Origin of the sequence: Variovorax paradoxus, from assembly GCF_024734665.1 — a bacterium.
GTDB lineage: Bacteria > Pseudomonadota > Gammaproteobacteria > Burkholderiales > Burkholderiaceae_C > Variovorax.
In genome coordinates this window covers 742,768-760,763 of the sequence record NZ_CP102931.1, presented here as the reverse complement: position 1 = coordinate 760,763, position 17,996 = coordinate 742,768, and the positions used below count along the sequence as shown (strand labels likewise).

The 17,996-nt window shown below is 66.2% G+C and carries 19 protein-coding genes; 6 read left to right on the top strand and 13 right to left on the bottom strand.

Translation table 11 applies throughout. The features are described 5' to 3' along the window. The first annotated feature begins 62 nt into the window (after positions 1-62). The 3 genes from NWF24_RS03540 to NWF24_RS03530 all read left to right on the top strand — a co-directional run bounded on the left by NWF24_RS03540 (position 63) and on the right by NWF24_RS03530 (position 2,879). The gene (locus NWF24_RS03540) at positions 63-1,262 is read left to right on the top strand and encodes an ABC transporter substrate-binding protein (protein WP_258353016.1); all 1,200 of its coding nucleotides are present in this window, start codon (positions 63-65) and stop codon (positions 1,260-1,262) included. Positions 1,263-1,343: 81 nt separating this feature from the next. Beyond that, positions 1,344-2,273, top strand: a complete 930-nt coding sequence (locus NWF24_RS03535) for a LysR family transcriptional regulator (protein WP_258353015.1) — start codon at positions 1,344-1,346, stop codon at positions 2,271-2,273. A gap of 132 nt (positions 2,274-2,405) precedes the next feature. After that, complete coding sequence (locus NWF24_RS03530; RefSeq protein WP_258353014.1) at positions 2,406-2,879, top strand: DoxX family protein; 474 nt, start codon at positions 2,406-2,408, stop codon at positions 2,877-2,879. Positions 2,880-2,891: 12 nt separating this feature from the next. Here NWF24_RS03530 and NWF24_RS03525 read toward each other — a convergent pair whose 3' ends face one another. After that, the gene (locus NWF24_RS03525) at positions 2,892-3,611 is read right to left on the bottom strand and encodes a Crp/Fnr family transcriptional regulator (protein WP_258353013.1); all 720 of its coding nucleotides are present in this window, start codon (positions 3,609-3,611) and stop codon (positions 2,892-2,894) included. Positions 3,612-3,678: 67 nt separating this feature from the next. On the opposite strand from NWF24_RS03525, the gene NWF24_RS03520 reads away from it, so the two are divergent. Together NWF24_RS03520 and NWF24_RS03515 are read left to right on the top strand one after the other, a co-directional pair. Then, a complete protein-coding gene (locus NWF24_RS03520; protein WP_258353012.1) occupies positions 3,679-5,343 on the top strand; it encodes an adenylate/guanylate cyclase domain-containing protein in 1,665 nt (554 codons plus the stop codon). 114 nt (positions 5,344-5,457) lie between these two features. Further along, the gene (locus NWF24_RS03515) at positions 5,458-5,817 is read left to right on the top strand and encodes an alpha/beta hydrolase (RefSeq protein ID WP_258353011.1); all 360 of its coding nucleotides are present in this window, start codon (positions 5,458-5,460) and stop codon (positions 5,815-5,817) included. Between the two features lie 24 nt (positions 5,818-5,841). Here the strand turns inward: NWF24_RS03515 and NWF24_RS03510 are convergent, their stop codons facing one another. From NWF24_RS03510 to NWF24_RS03490, 5 genes are all read right to left on the bottom strand, one after another. Further along, positions 5,842-6,903: a maleylacetate reductase gene (locus tag NWF24_RS03510; protein WP_258353010.1), complete on the bottom strand. Its 1,062-nt coding sequence runs from the start codon at positions 6,901-6,903 to the stop codon at positions 5,842-5,844. Between the two features lie 135 nt (positions 6,904-7,038). Then, entirely contained in the window at positions 7,039-7,449 is a 411-nt protein-coding gene (locus tag NWF24_RS03505; protein ID WP_258353009.1) for a DoxX family protein, read from the bottom strand. Positions 7,450-7,465: 16 nt separating this feature from the next. Next, complete coding sequence (locus NWF24_RS03500; RefSeq protein WP_258353008.1) at positions 7,466-8,680, bottom strand: 3-hydroxybenzoate 6-monooxygenase; 1,215 nt, start codon at positions 8,678-8,680, stop codon at positions 7,466-7,468. Between the two features lies 1 nt (position 8,681). After that, complete coding sequence (locus NWF24_RS03495; RefSeq protein WP_258353007.1) at positions 8,682-9,653, bottom strand: amidohydrolase family protein; 972 nt, start codon at positions 9,651-9,653, stop codon at positions 8,682-8,684. A gap of 7 nt (positions 9,654-9,660) precedes the next feature. Then, positions 9,661-10,590, bottom strand: a complete 930-nt coding sequence (locus NWF24_RS03490; protein ID WP_258353006.1) for a Bug family tripartite tricarboxylate transporter substrate binding protein — start codon at positions 10,588-10,590, stop codon at positions 9,661-9,663. A gap of 140 nt (positions 10,591-10,730) precedes the next feature. Between NWF24_RS03490 and NWF24_RS03485 the strand changes: the two genes are divergently transcribed. Then, positions 10,731-11,180 (top strand): MarR family winged helix-turn-helix transcriptional regulator, encoded by a 450-nt coding sequence (locus tag NWF24_RS03485; RefSeq protein ID WP_258353005.1) that lies wholly within the window; start codon positions 10,731-10,733, stop codon positions 11,178-11,180. A gap of 1 nt (position 11,181) precedes the next feature. Here NWF24_RS03485 and rtcA read toward each other — a convergent pair whose 3' ends face one another. The 7 genes from rtcA to NWF24_RS03450 form a co-directional block, all read right to left on the bottom strand. Next, the gene (rtcA, locus tag NWF24_RS03480; RefSeq protein WP_258353004.1) at positions 11,182-12,219 is read right to left on the bottom strand and encodes an RNA 3'-terminal phosphate cyclase; all 1,038 of its coding nucleotides are present in this window, start codon (positions 12,217-12,219) and stop codon (positions 11,182-11,184) included. Beyond that, entirely contained in the window at positions 12,212-13,060 is an 849-nt protein-coding gene (locus NWF24_RS03475; protein ID WP_258353003.1) for a nucleotidyltransferase domain-containing protein, read from the bottom strand. The genes rtcA and NWF24_RS03475 overlap by 8 nt, the downstream gene beginning before the upstream one ends. Before the next feature lie 26 nt (positions 13,061-13,086). Next, entirely contained in the window at positions 13,087-14,043 is a 957-nt protein-coding gene (locus NWF24_RS03470; RefSeq protein ID WP_258353002.1) for a ribonuclease Z, read from the bottom strand. After that, complete coding sequence (locus tag NWF24_RS03465) at positions 14,043-14,693, bottom strand: zinc-ribbon domain-containing protein (protein WP_258353001.1); 651 nt, start codon at positions 14,691-14,693, stop codon at positions 14,043-14,045. The genes NWF24_RS03470 and NWF24_RS03465 overlap by 1 nt, the downstream gene beginning before the upstream one ends. A gap of 81 nt (positions 14,694-14,774) precedes the next feature. After that, positions 14,775-16,007, bottom strand: coding sequence for an RtcB family protein (locus NWF24_RS03460; RefSeq protein ID WP_309148858.1), 1,233 nt, complete (start codon positions 16,005-16,007; stop codon positions 14,775-14,777). A gap of 37 nt (positions 16,008-16,044) precedes the next feature. Then, positions 16,045-16,539, bottom strand: coding sequence for a hypothetical protein (locus tag NWF24_RS03455; RefSeq protein WP_258353000.1), 495 nt, complete (start codon positions 16,537-16,539; stop codon positions 16,045-16,047). 276 nt (positions 16,540-16,815) lie between these two features. Next, the gene (locus tag NWF24_RS03450) at positions 16,816-17,967 is read right to left on the bottom strand and encodes a slipin family protein (protein ID WP_258352999.1); all 1,152 of its coding nucleotides are present in this window, start codon (positions 17,965-17,967) and stop codon (positions 16,816-16,818) included. Positions 17,968-17,996: the final 29 nt, after the last annotated feature.

Sequence of the window (17,996 nt, the reverse complement as noted above, 5' to 3'; positions counted from 1 at the left end):
TCGCAAACAATTGCCACAGGATGTTTCTCTACAGCGCGTTCCGCCTTGTCTCTCGATACAACATGCCTCTCAGCCAGACCACTCCCCATAGCCCACGGCCCGACTCGCTCACGCGGCGTTCCCTGCTGGTGTCCTGTACCGCGGCCGCCTCGCTCGGTTTCACCAGCCTGCCGGGCTCCGCCAGGGAGAAGGACAAGGCCGTGGTCGCGGACGACACCATCGTGATCGGCCAGTCGGCGCCGTTCAGCGGCCCGTCCGCGCAGCTCGGCACGGAGTTCAACCTCGGGGCGCGCACCTACTTCCAGATGATCAACGAGGGCGGCGGCATCCACGGCCGCAAGATCGAGCTGCGCGCCAAGGACGACGTCTACGATCCCCAGACGACGGCGAGCAACACCGCCGAGCTGCTGGAGCAGGACCATGTTGTTGCGCTGTTCGGCTATGTCGGCACTTCCACCACGCTGGCGGCCCTGCCATTGGCCGTGGCGGCCCAGGTGCCGTTCTTTGCGCCGGTCACCGGCGCCGAGGCGCTGCGCCAGCCGCTCAACCGCTTGGTCTTCAACGTCAGGGCGAGCTATTTCGACGAAGCCGAATACATCCTCGACCAGTTGTCGGTCACCGGCACGAAGAGCATCGCGGTCTTTCACCAGAATGACGCCTACGGCAAGGCCGGACTCGACGCCGTGACCAAGGCGAAAGCCAAGCGGGGATTGCCGATCGTCGCAACGGCGATGGTGGAGCGGCACAGCACCGATGTGGGGGCTGCTGCCAAGGCGCTGCAGGCAGCACGCCCGGATGCCGTCGTGCTGATCAGCTCCTACGTTTCCAGCGCGACCCTGATCAAGGAAATGAAGAAGACCGGCTACACCGGCCAGTTCGTCAGCGTGTCCTTTGTCGGCGGCAAGGCGCTGGCCGACGAACTGGGCGGCGCCGCTGCTGGCGTGATGATTTCCGAAGTCGTGCCCTTCCCCTGGGGCAAGGCTTCGCCCTTGCAGAACGAATATGCCCGGGCCATGCAGAAGGCTGGCGTGCCAGGAATGAGCTTCGGATCGATGGAAGGATTCCTGGCCGCGAAGACCCTGGTCGAAGGGCTGCGCCGCACGGGACGCGATCTCACGCGGGCCAGGTTGGCGGCGGCGCTGGAGACGATGGGCAACTGGGACGCGGGCGGCTTCACCGTGTCTTTCACGCCGGACAACCACAACGGCTCGCGGTTCGTCGAGATGACCATGATCGGCGCGGGGGGACATTTCGTTCACTGAAGCCGGCTCCCGGTGCGCCATCCAGCACAATGTTTTCTTGAGATCAGCCCGACAAGAAAACAAGCCCCGGAGACACCGCCCATGGACCGCTGGACCGAAATCGCCCTGCTCGTGCAGATCGCCGATGCCGGCAGCCTGAGCCGCGCGGCCGAAGCGCTGGGCCTGTCCAACGCCGCCGCGAGCCGCCACCTGAGCGCACTCGAAGAACGGCTGGGCGCGCGGCTGGTCGAGCGCAACACGCGCCGCCTGTACCTCACCGACACCGGCCGCGAGTTCTGCGGCCGCGCCCGCACCATCCTGGCCGACCTGGCGGACGCCGAATCGACCGTGAACGCCACCGCGCTGAACCCCACCGGCGTGCTGCGCGTGACGGCCTCGCTCTCTTTCTCGATCCACCACATCGCGCCGCTGCTGCGCGAGTACACGCAGCGCTACCCGGGCGTGACGGTGCATGTGGAGGCCGCAAACCGCTACTTCGACCTGATCGACAACAACATCGACGTGGCGATCCGCACGCGCGAGTACGAGCCTGATTCGAACGTGACGATCCGCCGGCTCGGCGAGACGCGGCGCATCCTGGCGGCGTCGCCGCGCTACTTTGCGCAGCACGGCTTTCCGAAGACGCTGGACGATCTGAAGCAGCACAAGCTGCTGATCTACACCCACGCCAACAACCCGAACGAGCTGCGCTTCAGCCGAGGCGGCGAGACGCACACGGTGTCGGTGACGGGCCTGCTCGAGTCGAACGACGGCCAGGTGCTGCGCGCCGCCGCGCTCGACGGCATGGGCATCCTGGTGCAGCCGACCTACATCGTCTATGAAGACATCGTGGCCGGCCGGCTGGTGCCCACGCTGGACGACTGGGACCTGCCGCACCTGACGATCAACCTGGCGTACCCGAGCCGCAAGCACCTGTCGGCGAAGGTGCGCAGCTTCATCGACTTCATGGCGGCGCATTTCGCAAAAATGGACTATGAAAGAAAGTGGACAAGCCATTTCGGCAGCCACTGACCGCGCAGAACGGCCTTTCGCCAAAACATGTGCGTAAACGCACATCCCTGATTTCGGCAGCTCCGCAAACTGGAACCGCAACCGTCGCATTCCGCGGCGGACCCACCGTTTTCCACCAAGCAAGGATCTGCCATGAACACCCAGGCCGCAGCCGCCAACACCTCGCGTGCGCCGATCGCATCGCCGCTTTCCGCCCTCTCCCCCGCTACGCTGGACGATTCCGGCAAGCTGCTGATTCGCGTGACGATCGGCTTCCTGGTGCTGCTGCACGGCATCTTCAAGCTGTCTGCCGGCGTGGGCTTCATCGGCGGCATGCTGGCCAAGGCCGGCCTGCCGGGTGGGCTGGCCTACCTGGTGTACGTGGGCGAAATCGTCGCTCCGCTGCTGATGATCGCGGGCGTATTCACCCGTGCCGCCGCTGCCGTGGTGGTCATCAACATGCTGGTGGCCTTCGGCCTCGTGCACATGGCCGACCTGTTCTCGCTGACCAAGCAGGGCGGCTGGGCGCTGGAACTGCAGGGCCTGTACCTGTTCGGCGCGCTGACGGTGGTGCTGCTGGGTGCCGGCCGCTTCAGCGTGGGCGGCGTCAAGGGTCGCTGGAACTGAGCGTCTTCCGGCTCAGTCGGTGTCGCCCCGCACCTGCGAAACCATCAGTTCCAGGCGGGCGACGTCGGCCACCAGCAGGGCCTTGTCGTCCTTGCGCAGCACGCCGTCGCGCACCAGCACATTCAGCTCGCGGGTGACCTGCTCGCGGTTGGTGCTGATCTGGCTGGCCAGCGCCGCGTGCTTGGGAGCCGGGTCCAGCCGGGCCTGGTTGCCGTCGATACCGGCGGTGCGGGCCAGGCGCAGCAGTTCGGCATGCAGCCGGTTCTGCACGCCGAGGGTGCTCAGGTCGATGACGCGCTCCGACAGCTGCCGCACCAGCGACACCAGCCGCAGCATCACCCGCTGGGCCACCAGGGGCTCGTCGTGCAGCAGGGCCATGAAGGCGGCGCGATCGAGGCTGGCGACCACGCTGGGCTCCAGCGTGACCACGTCGGCGGAGCGCGGGCCGCCGTCGATGGCGGCGATGTCGCCGAAGTGCTCACCGGCTTCGGAATCGCGGAAGGTCACCTGCCGGCCGTTGGCCGAGTAGGTCGTCACCCGCACCCGGCCGGACACCAGCAGGAACAGGTCACCCTGCTGCTCGGCGCGCAGCAGCAAAGGCTTGCCGGCTTCCACGCTGTGCCACAGGCATTGCTGGGCCAGCAGGTCCAGGCGCTGGTCTGAAAGGCCTTCGAGCAGCGCGATCTGGCGCAGCGCGAGGCTGGAGCGGGGGGTAGGTTCGGGTTTGGCCATGCCGGGGGTTGATGGTCAACGGGGTTAGGCGCGCGGATTATGCTCGGGTGCCGCTTCGAACCCGTTCATGGACAGACGTTCCCCTCACGCTCCCCCTTTTTCCCTGAGACCGCCGACACGGCGCAATCTCCGCTGGGCGAGCGGGCTGGTGCTGATGGCCTACATCACGGCGCATCTGCTGAACCATGCGCTGGGCATCTATTCCTTTGCGGCGGCCGAAACCGTGCTGCGCGGCGTGCAGAAGTTCTGGCACAGCCTGCCGGGCACCGTGCTGCTGTACGGCGCGGCCGCCACGCACCTGGCGCTGGCCGTGGTCGCCCTGTGGGAGCGCCGCACCCTGCGCATGCCGCCGCTCGAAGGCCTGCGCGTGCTGCTGGGCTTCGCACTGCCGCTGCTGCTGGCCACGCACCTCACTGCCATGCGCGGCGCCTACCTGGCCTATGGCATCGAGGGCTCGTATGTGCGCGTGGTCTGGGGGCTGTGGGACTGGCAGGGCGCGGCCGCACAGCTGCTGATGATGCTGGCGGCCTGGGTCCACGGCTGCCTGGGCCTGCATTTCGCGCTGCGGGCGCAGCCGGCCTGGCGGCGCTTTTCCTACCTGCTGCTGGCCATTGCGGTTGTGCTGCCGTTGACGGCGGCGATGGGCTTCGTCTCCATGGGGCGCGAGTTCCAGTGGAGCGGCGTGCCGCCGACCGTGCTTCCCACGCCCGAGCAAGGCAAGGCGCTGAATACGGCCGAAGGCAACATCAAGTGGTTCTACGGGCTGGCGCTGGTCGCGCTGCTGGCGGCGCGCTGGGGGCGCAACAGCTTCGCGCGCTTATCGCGGCAGCCATCGGTCACGCTGCGCTACCCCGGCCGTACGGTGCAGGTGCCGCGCGGCTGGAGCGTGCTGGAAGCGAGCCGCTCGCACAGCATCGCGCACGTGTCGATCTGCGGCGGACGGGCCCGCTGCTCGACCTGCCGCGTGCGCGTGGCCGGCCCGGCGGAGCACATCGGCGAGCCCGGCCGCGACGAGCAGCGCACGCTCGAACGCGTGCGCGCGCCGGCCGACGTGCGCCTGGCCTGCCAGCTGCGCCCGCGCGGCGACATCGAAGTAACGCCGCTGTTCGCGCCGTTGCCCAATGAAGGCCGGCCCGCGCCGGTCGGCAGCTTCGGGCGCGAGCGCGACGTGGCGATCCTGTTCGTCGACCTGCGGCGCTGGTCGGGCCTGTCGGAGCGGCAGTGGCCCTTCGACCTGGCCTATGTGCTCGACCGCTACTTCGCCACCGTCGGTGCGGCCGTGCGCGAAAGCGGCGGCGTGCCGAACCAGTTCATCGGCGACAGCGTGATGGCGATCTTCGGGCTCGAATGCGACCTGCCCACCGCCTGCAGGCAGGCACTGCACGCGACGGAGCTGATCGGCCAGCGCATGGACGCATGGAGCGAAGGCTTCGAGGCGCAGTTCGGCCAGCGGCTGGAGTTCGGCATGGGCCTGCATGCGGGCCGTGCGGCGGTGGGTGAAGTGGGCTACCTGGAGACGACGACCTTCACGGCCATCGGCGAAGTGGTCAACACCGCGAGCCGGCTGCAGGACCATTCGAAGACGGCCGCATCGCGCCTCGTCGTCTCGCTGTTCGCGGCCGAGCAGGCCGGCGTTGCCGATGCCATGGGAACAGTTGAAACGCTCACCGTGCGCGGCCGCTCCGAACCTCTTGCGGTGCTCTACGCACCGCACAGCGCCGCCCCCCTGTAGTTGCTGAAAGCGGTGCGCAAACGCACAGCGCAAACCACGATGCGGTTTCACACTGCATCCCGTGGCAACGACGAATGTCCGCCGCCCACACTGACAGTCAAAGGGACTCGCATCATGAACACCAAGCAACTCATCGCCATCTCCGCCGCCGCATTCGCCATGCTGGGTGCCGCGGGCGCGGTACATGCCGAAACCTACGAAGGCGTGCACGCCATCACCTCGTCCGCCAGCCGCATGGACGTGCAGGCCGAAGCCGTGGCCGCCGCGCGCGCCGGCAATCCCTACTCCGACAGCGCCGCAGAAGGCACTGTGGCCGTCAACTCCACGCTCGACCGCAATGCGGTGCGCGACCAGGCCGTGGCCACCGCTCACGACCCGCTGCAAAGCCTGGACCGCCGCGCGTTCTACCGCGACCAGGTGCCCTCGGCCTACAGCAAGCCGACGGTGTCGTTCACGCGCCAGGCCGGCCTGTAAGCGGCGACGCGGCCCTGCTGCAAATCAGGGCCGCACACCTTCCCACGCGTTCTGCAGCAAGGCACGAATCGCATCGCGCTCCAGCGGGCGCGGATTGGGGTACTGGTTCTTGAGCGCATGCTCGCAGGCCAGGTCGAGATCGGATTCCTTCATGCCGATGTCGCGCAGCGCAACCGGCGCTCCGTTGTCACGCGCAAGGTCGTACACGGCTTGCGCGGCGTTGCTCCCTCTCAGTGCCTTCGCGATGCGCGCCATGGCCTGCGGCGCCGCTTCGGCGTTGTAGGCCAGCGCATGTGGCAGCACGATGGTGTGGGTCTCGGCATGCGGCAGGTTGAAGCTGCCGCCCAGCGTGTGGCACAGCTTGTGGTGCAGCGCCATGCCGACATTGCCCAGCACCGTGCCGCAGAGCCAGGCGCCATAGAGTGCGTCGCTGCGGGCATCGGGGTCCTTGGGCGTGGCGCGGATGGCGGGCAACGCGCGGCCCAGTGCGGCAATGCCTTCCTGCGCCATCAGGTCCATGATCGGATTCGAATCGACCGCGTAGAGCCCTTCGGCCGCATGCGCGATGGCGTTGATGCCGCTGGTCACGCTCATCCCCACGGGCAGGCCCAGCGAAAGCTCGGGGTCGTAGATCACGGTGCGCGGCAGCACCTTGAAATCCTTGCCAGTCTTCTTCATGCCGGCTTCGGTAATGCCGTAGATCGGCGTCATCTCGGAACCCGCATAGGTGGTCGGAATGGCGAGGATCGGCAGGCCCGAATCGAGCGCAATGGCCTTGCCCAGCCCGGTGGTGGAACCGCCGCCGATGGCCACGGCACAATCCGCCCCCAGCCGGGCCGCCACTTCCCTCGCTTCACGCGCCGTTTCGATCGGCACGTGCATCACGGCACGGTCGAACACACCGGCCGCGTGCGCGCCGAGCATGTCGGCCACCCGCTCGGCCTGCGGGCGCTGCTCGGGCGTGGACAGCACCAGGGCCCGGCGCGCGCCGAGCATGTCGATCTCGCGCGCCAGATGCTGCAGCGAGCCCGCGCCGAACACCACCCGCTGGGGCACGCTGGTGTAGACGAACGATGGTGTGGTCATGGCTTTTCCTGTCTGTCTCTCGAATGTTCATGAACGGCCGATGCCGGGCATCACGATACGCCGGCGGCCCGCCGGGCGAGTGTCCCGCCGGGCCGCCTCTTCATTCAACGACAGGAACGGAAAGGAGTTTTCCGCTCAGCCCCGGTTGCCTGCAGTCTTCTCGCCAGCGCCCGCCTGCACGATGAGCAGCAGGAAGCCGCCGGCCATGGCCACGTTCTTCAGGAAATTGTTGAGCTGCGCGTTGAACTGCGCCGCATCGGCGGCCCAGAACGCGTGCGCTGCAAAGGCCGTGGCCAACGTGAACAGGGCCAGCGCGCCGGCAACCCACTGCACGCGCCAGCCGGCAATCAGCAGCAGCCCGCCACCGATCTCGAGCGCGATGGTCAGCGGCAGCACCATGTCGGCCAGCGGAATGCCGAGCTTGGCGAAGTAGCCGAGCGTTGCGCCATAGGTCATGAGCTTGCGCACGCCCGCGACCAGGAAGATCACCGCCATCAGCACGCGGGCGGCCACGGTCCAGCCGCGAAGGGGTTCGTTTGTCGTCATGTCGTTTCCTTGAATTTCACGCGGCCTTCTCGTCGTCGAGGCAGTTGGCGGCCGTCCAGCCGTAGAGCCATTCGAGCGCGTCGTAGAAGCGCTCCTGCGGTCGGCCCGTCCACATGCTGTTGCGCACCAGCCGCTCGACGCCCTTGGCGTGATAGATGCGGCCCATCTCTCGCGCTGAGAGCACCACGCGGGCAGTGCGAGCCACGCGGGAGCGTTCATACAAAGCCAGCGCGCGCGGCCAGTCACCCTCTTCGCGGCGCAGCGCGAGGCCCAGCGTCACCGCGTCTTCGCAAGCCATGCACGCGCCCTGCGCCAGGTACTGCACCATCGGGTGCGCCGCATCGCCCAGCAGCGTGGCGCGGCCGAAGGTCCATTGCTCGATGGGGTTGCGGTCGGCCGTTGAGTAGCGCTTCCACGCCTTCGGAATGCGCAGCAGCTGCTGCACCTGCTCGCAGGTAGGCCGGAAGTAGCGCTGCACCTCCGCCGGGTCGCCATCCATCGAGCCCCACTCCTCCGGCTGGTCGCTGTGGAAGGTGACGGCCATGTTGAACTTGTCGCCGCCCTTCAGCGGGTAGTGCACCAGGTGGCAGTTGGGCCCGACCCAGATGCACGGCGCGGTGAAGCGCAGCGCCTCAGGGAAATCGGCCGTATCGACCACCGCGCGAAACACCACATGGCCCGACACGCGGATGCTGTCGCCCACGTACTGCTGTCGCACCGCCGAGCGCACGCCGTCGCAGCCGATCACGGCCTGGCCTTCGTGGCGGCCGCCTTGCGCGTCGATCAGCGTCACGCCCGTGTCGTCCTGCTCGATGTGCACGACCTTGGTCGAGGTCAGGAACTCGATGCCTTCGGTCGTGGCCTTCACGCCTTCGAGCAATGCACCATGGATGTCAGCGCGGTGGATCACCGCATAGGGGTTGCCGAAGCGCTCGCGGAAGCTGTCAGAGAGTGAAATGCTCGCCACGCGCTTCGCGTCGATGGCGTCGAACATCACCATCTCTTCGGTGTAGACCGCCTTGGCGCGCAGATGCTCGCCCACGCCCAGCGCGTCGCAGGCCGCAAAGGCGTTGGGGCTGAGCTGGATTCCGGCGCCGATCTCACCGATCTGGCCGGCCTGCTCGATCACCTTCACGCGATAGCCCTCGCGCACCAACGCCAGCGCCGCGGCGAGCCCGCCGATGCCGCCACCGGCCACGAGCACGGGACGGGTGTCTTTCACAGTGCGCATGTCACTTCAATCCGAACAGCTTGCGCGCGTTGTCGCGACCGATCTTCTGGCGGTCGTTCTCGCTGATCTCGCATTTGTCGAACCAACGGGCCGCGTCCTCGTGCTTCTCGAACGGATAGTCGACCGAATACATGATGCGGTCCGCCCCCACTTCGAGCATCGTCGACAGCAGCGTGGGCGTGCGGAAGTTGCCACTGGTCGTGATGTGCACGTTGCTGCGCAGGTAGTCGCCGATCTCCTTGTCACAGGGCATGCCGCGGCGGCCCTTGCGCAGGATGTGGTCGACGCGCCAGATGTTGAAGGGAATGCCCTCGCCGAAGTGGCCGAGGATCATCTGCAGATCGGGGTACCGGTCGAACAGGCCGCTCGACATGATGCGCAGCGCATGCAGGCCGGTCTCCACCGCAAAGGCCCAGGTGGGGCCGGTGAGCCAGTGCGCGCCTTCGTAGATGGGCTCGCGGCTCAGCAACGGGTCGCGCGGGTGCATGTAGAAGGGCTTCTTCAATGTGGCGGCGACGGCCCAGAAATCGGCGAAGCGCGGGTCGTCGTAGTAGACGACGGTGTTCTCGTCGCCCACCTGCGAGAAGCCGTTGACCAGGAAGCCATGGAAGCCCAGCTGTGTCACGCAGCGCTCGAGTTCGCGCGCAGCCGCTTCGGGGTCTTGCATGGGCAGCGCCGCGAACCCGCCGAAGCGCGTGGGATGGCGCTTCGTCTGCTCGGCCAGCACGTCGTTGGCGCGTTGCGCGACCTCAATGGCGCGCTTCGCATCGGGAATGGCCTGCACCGCCGGCGAGTTGAGCGAGAGGATCGACAGCTCGGTGCCCCACTCGTCCATCTGCTCGATGCGCTGCTGCTCGAAGTCGAGCAGGTTGTTCTTCAGGCCCTGCCACACCTCAGGGCGGGCGTATACCTGCGAGTCGCCGATCGTCAGGTCGATCGCGAAATGCTCTTCGAGCGCAATCTTGTTCTTCATGGATGAATCACTCCGGTTTGATGTTGAGCTTGTCCAGCACGTCCTGCCAGGTCTTGCGGTCGTCGGCGATGTAGCGCGCCAGCTGCTCGGGGGTGCCAGGGCGCGGGTAGGTGCCCAGCTCGCGCGACTTGGCCACCACGTCGGGCAGCAGCAGCGCCTCGTTCATGTCCTTGTTGAGCTTCGCGAGCACCTGCGGGTCGACGCCCTTCTTCGCGATGACGGCAAACCAGCCATGCGCCACCGCACCGGGCACGGTTTTGCTCGCGAGCGGGAATTGCTCCAGCCCGGCCTCGACGCGGTCGCCCATGCTGGCCAGCACGCGCATGCGCCCGCCCTGCACATTGCCGGCGACCACGTTGTAGGTCTCGACCATCATCTGCGTCTGCCCGCCCAGCGTGGCCTGCATGGCCTGTGCACCGCCCGGGTAGTGCACTTCGAGAAACTGCGCGCCCGACTGCAGCCCAAGCAATGCCGAAGCCAGGTGCGGCGCGGTGCCGCGGCCGTTGTCTGCCACCTCGATGCCCTGCGGCTTGGCCCGCGCGGCAGCGATGAAGTCGGCCAGCGTCTTGTAGGGTGAATTGGCCGGCACCGCGAGCATGAAGGGCGCGACCGCCGCGAGCGTGACCGGTACGAAGTCGCGGTTGAAGTCGTAGGTCACGCCCTTGATGGTGCTGGGCGCCACAGAAATGGCAGAGCCCTGCACGAAGCCGAAGGTGTAGCCGTCGGCGGACGCGGCCAGGATCGCATTCATGCCGATCACGCCACTGCCGCCAGGCTTGTTGTCGACGATCACGCCCTGCCCCCACTTCTCGCCGAGCTTGGCGCCCACATGGCGGATCAGCACGTCGGGCGCCGACCCTGCGGGGAACGGCACCACGAAGCGCACCGCCTGTTGGGGCCACTTGGCAGCCGTTCCCTGAGCGTTTGCCAGAGGCATCGCTCCCAGGAAAGACAGTGCAATGGCGCATGCTATGGCAGCTCTGCGGGAAGGCTTCAGACTCATGATCGTCTCCGTATTTGCTTGATTATTCAAGTAATTGCGGCGGACTATATACTTGATTGTTCAAGCATGTCTAGATGAAAACCCTGCCCCAAGATCACGACCTCGAGAAGGCCATTCCCTTCCTTCTGGCACGCGCCGGCGCACGCATGGGCAATGCCTTTGCGAAGGCTTTGAAGCCCTACGGACTCAGCCTCAGCGAATGGCGCGTGTGTGCGTCGCTGCAGCACACGCCGCGGCAGACACTGTCGGAACTGGCGACGCACGCGTCGACCGATCTGTCGGCGCTGTCGCGCATCGTCGACCGGCTGGCGGCAAACGAACTGGTGGCGCGCGAGAAGTGCGACACCGACAAGCGCGCGGTGCGCATCGCGCTCACGGAACGCGGCCTTGCGCTGACCTATGAGCTGATTCCGCTCGCGCAGCACTACGAGGCGGTGGCCACCTCGGACTTCAGCGCGGCGGAAGTGAAGACGCTGCGCGCGATGCTGCTGCGCCTGTACGCCAACGCGACACCACTCGCCTGAGCTAGTCTGGCGAGACCTGTACCGTGCAGGCCTGACGACTCTCGGTGATCGCGAAGCGCACCCGCAGGAAGCGCTCGATCACCGCGCAGTTGGTGCGCGTGTGCTCCGTCACCTCGCTGCAGGTGAAGGCACAGGTCTTCTTGCTCTGCCACGCAGCGAGCGCCAGCAGCAATGCCAGCTGATCCGCAAGGTGCGGGCCGACTGCGGCCTCGCTCTTCTGGAACGCGCGCAGCTCCTTCACCAGCCCATGCGCCACCTGCTCGGCGCTCAGCGACTTCTCGCCGAAGGCGGTGAATACCTCGGTGACGTGCTCGTAGGCCAGCGTTGCCAGCAGCGCGTTGCCCGGGCCCTCGTTCTGGCGCACGGAGCCGAAGCGCAGCTGTTCGGCGGACCAGCCCATCGCGCCGCCCAGCGTGTCGAGCTCACGCGTCGGCACATGGCGCGGCAGGCCGGGCGCCAGGCACTCGGCGTAGTTCGACTGGTGCGCGCCGCGCGTCATCAGGTCGAAGGGCTGCAGCGCGCCAGAAGCCGGCACGATGGTCGCTTCGACATCGCCACCACCGGCCGGATAGAAGCCGCAGCGGCGCAGCGTCAGCTGCAGGTCCGCGCCCAGGCGGCGCACCAGCGGCGTGAAGGCGCGCTCCAGGAAGTGGAACGGCGGCGCCATCGGGTTGTGCGTGCCGCCGCTCAGGTGCACGCGGCTCGTCGCACCAGCAAGCAGCAGCGGTGGCAGCACGGTCTGCAGCACCAGCATGCAGCTGCCGGCACCCGAGATCGCGAAGCGGTAGTCGCCCGCGCGCACCGGGCCGGGCTGGAAGCGCAGCGACTGCGAACCCAGTTCCGCGCCATCGACCTGTGCGCCGCTGATTTCTGCAGCCGCATTCACACACGCGAGATGCTGGCGCATCAGGCCCGGCTTGGCGCGGCCCGCGCGGATCTTCTCGATGGCCAGCGGCTGGCCCGTGACCACCGATAGTGCGAGGCTGGTGCGCAGGATCTGGCCGCCGCCCTCGCCCTGCGAGCCGTCGAGCTCAATCATGCGCAGCCTCCGACTTTTCTTTCTCGAAGCGCAGCACCGTCTCGTGCAGGAAGGCATCGAGGCCGGCCTCTTCGGCCTGCGGCAGTGGCGTCACCGGCTCGGCCGCATTGGCCGCCAGCTCGAACTCGATGAACGCGTGGATGCCGGGCCAGCGCGGGCTGGTCGCGGCTTCGCCGGCGCGCATCTTCACTTCGAGCAGCGCGTTGATCTCGTCGATCAGTGCCGCGTCACGCGACGGGTCGAGCGTTCGCTGCGCCAGGTCGGCAAAACGCATCGGCGGCACGCCAGGATGCGAGCGGATCCAGCGCGCGGCCAGCAGCGGGCGCAGCACGTAGAGGTATTTCTTGTAGCGCACCTCGTCGGCCTGAAGATGCTCGCGAAAGTTCTTCTTCGCCATCGAGCTGTAGTGGTGCCAGCCGCGCGCGTTGGAAAACACCGCCTCCGACAGCGCGCGGAAACGCGGCATCGCCACCACGTCGTCGCGGTACACGATGGGCGAGCGCAGCCATTCGAGCAGCGTCGGGTTCGACTCGCGCATCAGGCCTAGCGCCTTGCGCAGGTCCCAGCCGTTGATGTCGAGGTCGCCGCTGATCGGCACCTCGATCACGTCGCGGCGCGGCGTCACCGTGAGGTACCACGGCAGGCGGTTGACGTAGATGAAGCGCACGTCGTAGTCGCTGTCGGGTGAGGCAAAGCCCCAGCCGCGGCTGCCGGATTCGCAGGCGAAGAGCACGGTCACGTCATGCTTCGCTTCGATGTCGCGCAGGGCCTCCATGATCTGCGCGCGCATAGCGGGCTCGATCGGATGGGCGGAACGCAGGAATTCTTCTTCGGTGCTCATGACAATCTTCTTTTCTTTCTCTTCAATCAGTCTCGGGTGACGGTCACGTGGCCGGCACTGTCGAGTTCGTAGACGTCCAGGTCGTTGGCCAGGAACGCGTGACCACGGTAGTGCGCCTGCGTCTCGGCCATCAGCGCGGCCATGCCCTCTTCGTTCTGGTGGCGCGCGCTGAAATGCGTGAGGATCAGGTTCGGCACTTCGACGGTTTGCGCAAACTCGGCCAGCAGGCGCGCGGAGCTGTGCATCGGCCCGGGGCCGACCTTGTCGAGCGCGTCCTGCGTGAAGGTGGCTTCGTGCACCAGCAGCTGCGCGCCCATGCAGGCATCGCGCAGCAGTGCGGGCTCGGCGTTGTCACCGCCCAGCACCGCGGTGGCCATGTCGACCTGCGTGTCCGCGTAGTCGGCACTGCGCAGCATCTCACCGTTGAAGGGCACGTCTTCGCCGGTCTGCAGCGCACGCCATGCGGGGCCGGGCGGCAAGCCGATGGCACGCAACGCATCGGCCTTCAGCCTCGAACGGCGAGTCTCGACCTGCACGCGATAGGCGTGGCTGGGCACCCGGTGCAACAGCACATGGCGCTCGATGCGCACGCCGGGCGCTTCGTACACCAGCGGCTGGTCTTCGAGATTCACATGCTCGATCTCGTAGGGCAGATGCAGGTCGGTCAGCGCACGCGTGGCCTGAAACCACTCCCACACCGGCAGCGGTGCGATCAGCTTCAGCGGCTTCGTGCGCTTGCCCATGCCCGCGCTCGCGAGCAGGCCCGGCAGGCCGTAGCAATGGTCACCGTGCACATGCGTGATGCAGACGGCGATCAGGTCGTTCAAGGACAGCGGCGTTTGCAGCACGCGATGCTGCGTGCCCTCGCCGCAGTCGATCAGGAACCAGTCGGCGTTGAGCACCGTCTGCACCGCGAGTCCGGAGACGTTGCGGTGGCGCGTGGGGGTGCCTGAGGAGGTCCCCAGGAAAGTCAGTTTCATCATCACGTCGATCGCTCCCTGTACATCAGTGCGCTTCTCGCGGCGTCTGCAGCGACCCGCTCCCAACCAAAGTATCGGCGTCCGCCTTCCGGACGAGCCGCCATGAACGCATGGAGCCTTTCAAGGTTCGCCTCGCCGCCCCAACGCCCTATTGTCTGTATCGCCACGACGCGCAGGCTCCACCATTTGCTTTGCAGTGCCGCCTCGACTTCCGTCTTGGCTTGCGCGTTCGGCTTCGTTGCGCCCAACGCACGCAGGCGATCCGTCTGCTCGCGCAGAAGGTTCGCGCCCGGCCCGGTGTTCCGCAAGCACTGGCGACGCGCGCGGCGGCATGCAAGGCAACGCACCGCCCCGCTATCGATGGCGCCGTGCACCACCTCGTACCACCACTTCTGCTGCTTCGCGGTCCACACCTCTTCGGCGCCGCAATCGCGGCAGGTGAAGGGGCGCGCTACGTAGAAGGCAGGCAGCATTCCATACGTGTTGTTATGCAGCTGCAAAACGAGCCGGTCCGCCAGCTCCCTTCCAGGCGAGTATTCGTCGTCGGCGCGCAGCGGCCGGACATCCTGCGCGCGCAGGCGTGCAGCCTGTGCGACAGCGCGACTGAGGCGATGCGCCTTGATCTCGGCGCGGCGTTGTTTGTTGCTCTTCATTTTTCTTCAAACCTTCGTAATGCGACGCTACGAAGGCGGGCCCGCTTCTCGCGGGCCCTTTCCCTTCCTACAGCATCGCGTTCAACCTTTCACGCACACAACCTGCTTGAGCGTGTAAACCACCTCCACCAGGTCTTTCTGCGCATCCATCACCGCGTCGATGTCCTTGTAGGCCATCGGGATCTCGTCGATCACGTCAGCGTCTTTTCGGCATTCGACGCCTTCGGTCGCGGCAATCTGATCGGCCACGGTGTAGAGCTTCTTCGCCTTGGTACGGCTCATCTTTCGACCAGCGCCGTGGCTGCAGCTCATGAAGCTCTCGGGGTTGCCCTTTCCGCGCACGATGAAGCTCTTGGCGCCCATGCTGCCGGGGATGATCCCCAGCTCGCCGGCCTTTGCACTCACCGCGCCCTTGCGGGTGATGAGCACGCCTTCACCGAAGTGCGTTTCGCGGCTCACGTAGTTGTGGTGGCAGTTCACCGCTTCCACGTGCGCCTCGAAAGGCTTGGTGATGACCTTGCGCACGGCCGCGACCACGCGCTGCATCATCACTTCGCGATTCGCACGCGCGAACTTCTGGGCCCAACCCACCGCACGCACGTAGTCGCCGAAGTACTGGGCGCCTTCCTCGAAGTACGCCAGGTCCTGATCGGGCAGGTTGCGCTGGTGCAGCTCGGCATCTTTCTTCGCAAGCTCGATGAAGTGCGTACCGATGGCGTTACCCACGCCGCGCGAACCCGAGTGCAGCATGAACCACACGGAGCCCGCTTCGTCCAGGCACACCTCGATGAAGTGGTTGCCCGTACCCAGCGTTCCCAGGTGCTTGTGGTTGTTGGTGTTCTTCAGGCGCGGGTAGTCTTCGCAGATCGCGTCGAACTCGTCCTTCAGCGCACCCCACGCCACGTCGGTTTCGTTCGGCGGGGTCTCCCACGAACCTTTATCGCGGCCCATGCGCTTGGGGTTCGAGCCGTGCGGCACGGCCTTCTCGATCGCGCCGCGCAGCGGGCCCAGGTTATCGGGCAGGTCATTGGCATGCAGCGTGGTCTTGCACGCCATCATTCCGCAACCGATGTCCACGCCCACCGCGGCCGGGATGATGGCCTTGAAGGTCGGGATCACCGAACCCACGGTCGCACCGATGCCGTAATGCACATCGGGCATGGCCGCGATGTGCTTGAACACGATGGGCAGGCGCGCGGCGTTCTCGAGCTGCTTCTGCGCTTCGGGCTCCACGGGCACGCCGCGGGTCCACATCTTCACGGGCACGCCGTTTTCGACTTCGTGGAGGTTGTAGTTCACTTGTTCGTTTTTCATCATTTCACTCATTGTTTCGTGAAGGCTTGGCCTTCGGTCAGATCATCGACTGCTTGTGCAGCGCGATCGAAAGACGTTCGTAGTCCTGCAGCGGGAAGTCGTGCTCGACCCACATCTCGCGGTATCGCTTCGGTCCCACCTCCACGTGAATGCGCTGCAGGATCGCATGGATGTTGCGGACGAGTTCGACACGCCGGATCTCGCCTCGTGCCACCACCTCGTGGTCGTCCACCGCAACGATTCCCCAGCTGGCCCAGTCACGGTACTGGCGCAGTTCGTACTGCAGCGCATCCTTGTCGCCCGTAACCACCACGATCACTTCACCCGGCTCGTCCATGAACACAGCCTCGGCGTGCGTGGCACCCTTCTGCAGGGCAAGGCCCATGCGTGCGAGGTCACCAAGCGAATCGTGCAGATAGGACACCGCGAAGTCCAACCGCTGCGGATCGGCGCGGAAGTTCATCTCGGCCCAGCCTGCGTCGTGCAGGTCATAGCCGATCAGGTCCTGGTTTCGCATTTCTTCTTCGATCATTTTCTTTCTCGCTTCACTCCACTGGTGGACACGGCGGGATTCGAACCCGCATCAATACGGCGACCATGGTTCTTGAGTCCGATGGCCCAGTCGACGATTGGAAACGCGCGCCAGTGACAGACCCGTCATCGGAGCCAGCACCTGCATCCTCAACCTTGCTCGTCAACCGACTTTCCCGCCGTACCTGGTCTTACCCAGGCTGCCGGCAATATCAACATTTTTGGCAGTGGCGCTCCCTTCTGTGCCTGCGTGCCCGTATCTCTCTCTGCCTATCGCTCAGGAACCGTTCGGCCGAAGCGTCACCAGTCCGTTGAGCACTTGGTCCAGACCGCCGATCACGGAGATCTTGTCAATCCGCTCGGCCACCCGTTCCAGCGTTTCGAGTTCCTTCATCCGCAACGCGACCGGGTTGCCCTCCATCACCTTGGCCGTGTTCAGCAGCGAGCGCGTGGCCGCAGTTTCCTCACGGCGACGGATCACGTTGGCCTGGGCCGACTTCTCGGCCTCCACCACCTGGGCGAGGATGGTCTTCATCTCGCCGGGCAGGATGATGTCCTTCACGCCCACGCTCTCCAGTGCAATGCCGGTACCTTCCAGCCGCTCACGCACCTGCGCCAGCACTGTCTGGTCGATGGCCGCCTTGTTCTCCAGCAGTGCATCGAGCGTCTGTTCGCCGACGGCTGCACGCAGCCCGAACTGCAGTTCGCGATACACATGCTCGGCGGGTTTCGGCATCTGCGCCATTGCCTGCCGCACATCGGTGAAGCGCCACACCGCCGACATGTTCAGTCGCAGACCCACCTTGTCGCGGGTCAGGATTTCCTGGCCGCTCACTTCGGCGATCTGCGCACGCAGGTCCACACAGGACACGGTCACCTGACGGTTGAAGCGCCAGAAACCGTGGTTACCCGGCGGCAGCAGCTCCTGCATCTGGCCCTGCAGCGTCAACACACCGACATGGAACTCGGGCACCTGGACCAGCAGCACACCGTCGAGGCCAGCCACCGCACGCGGACGCAGGGCCACGCTCTGCAGCTTCGAAACCAGCTCGGCCGGCAGGCGTGCATCGTCGGCAACGTCGATCACGTCGACGCGCTGCTCACGCAGACCGCGCCAGTACAGCTTGCGCGTGGCAGGCGGCAGGATCTGCACCAGCACGCCGTCTTCCAGGCGCAGGCCGACTTCGGCCTCACCAAGCGACACGTGCACGAACTCACGCTCGACCAGTTCGGGCTCGCGCGCCAGGAAGTAATCGACCAGCTCGTGCTCGAACGCCGGCTGGGCGAGCGCGAAGCGCTCCAACTCGATGCGGTCGAAACACGAAAACACCCAGTGCTTGCCCGCGCCGAGCAGTTGCTCGAAATCGCCATTGCGCAGCAGCAGCGCGCGTTCGTTCTTCTTGATCGTGATTCGGTTGAAACCCAGCATTTTTTCTACTCCCACTCGTTGTTCGGTTC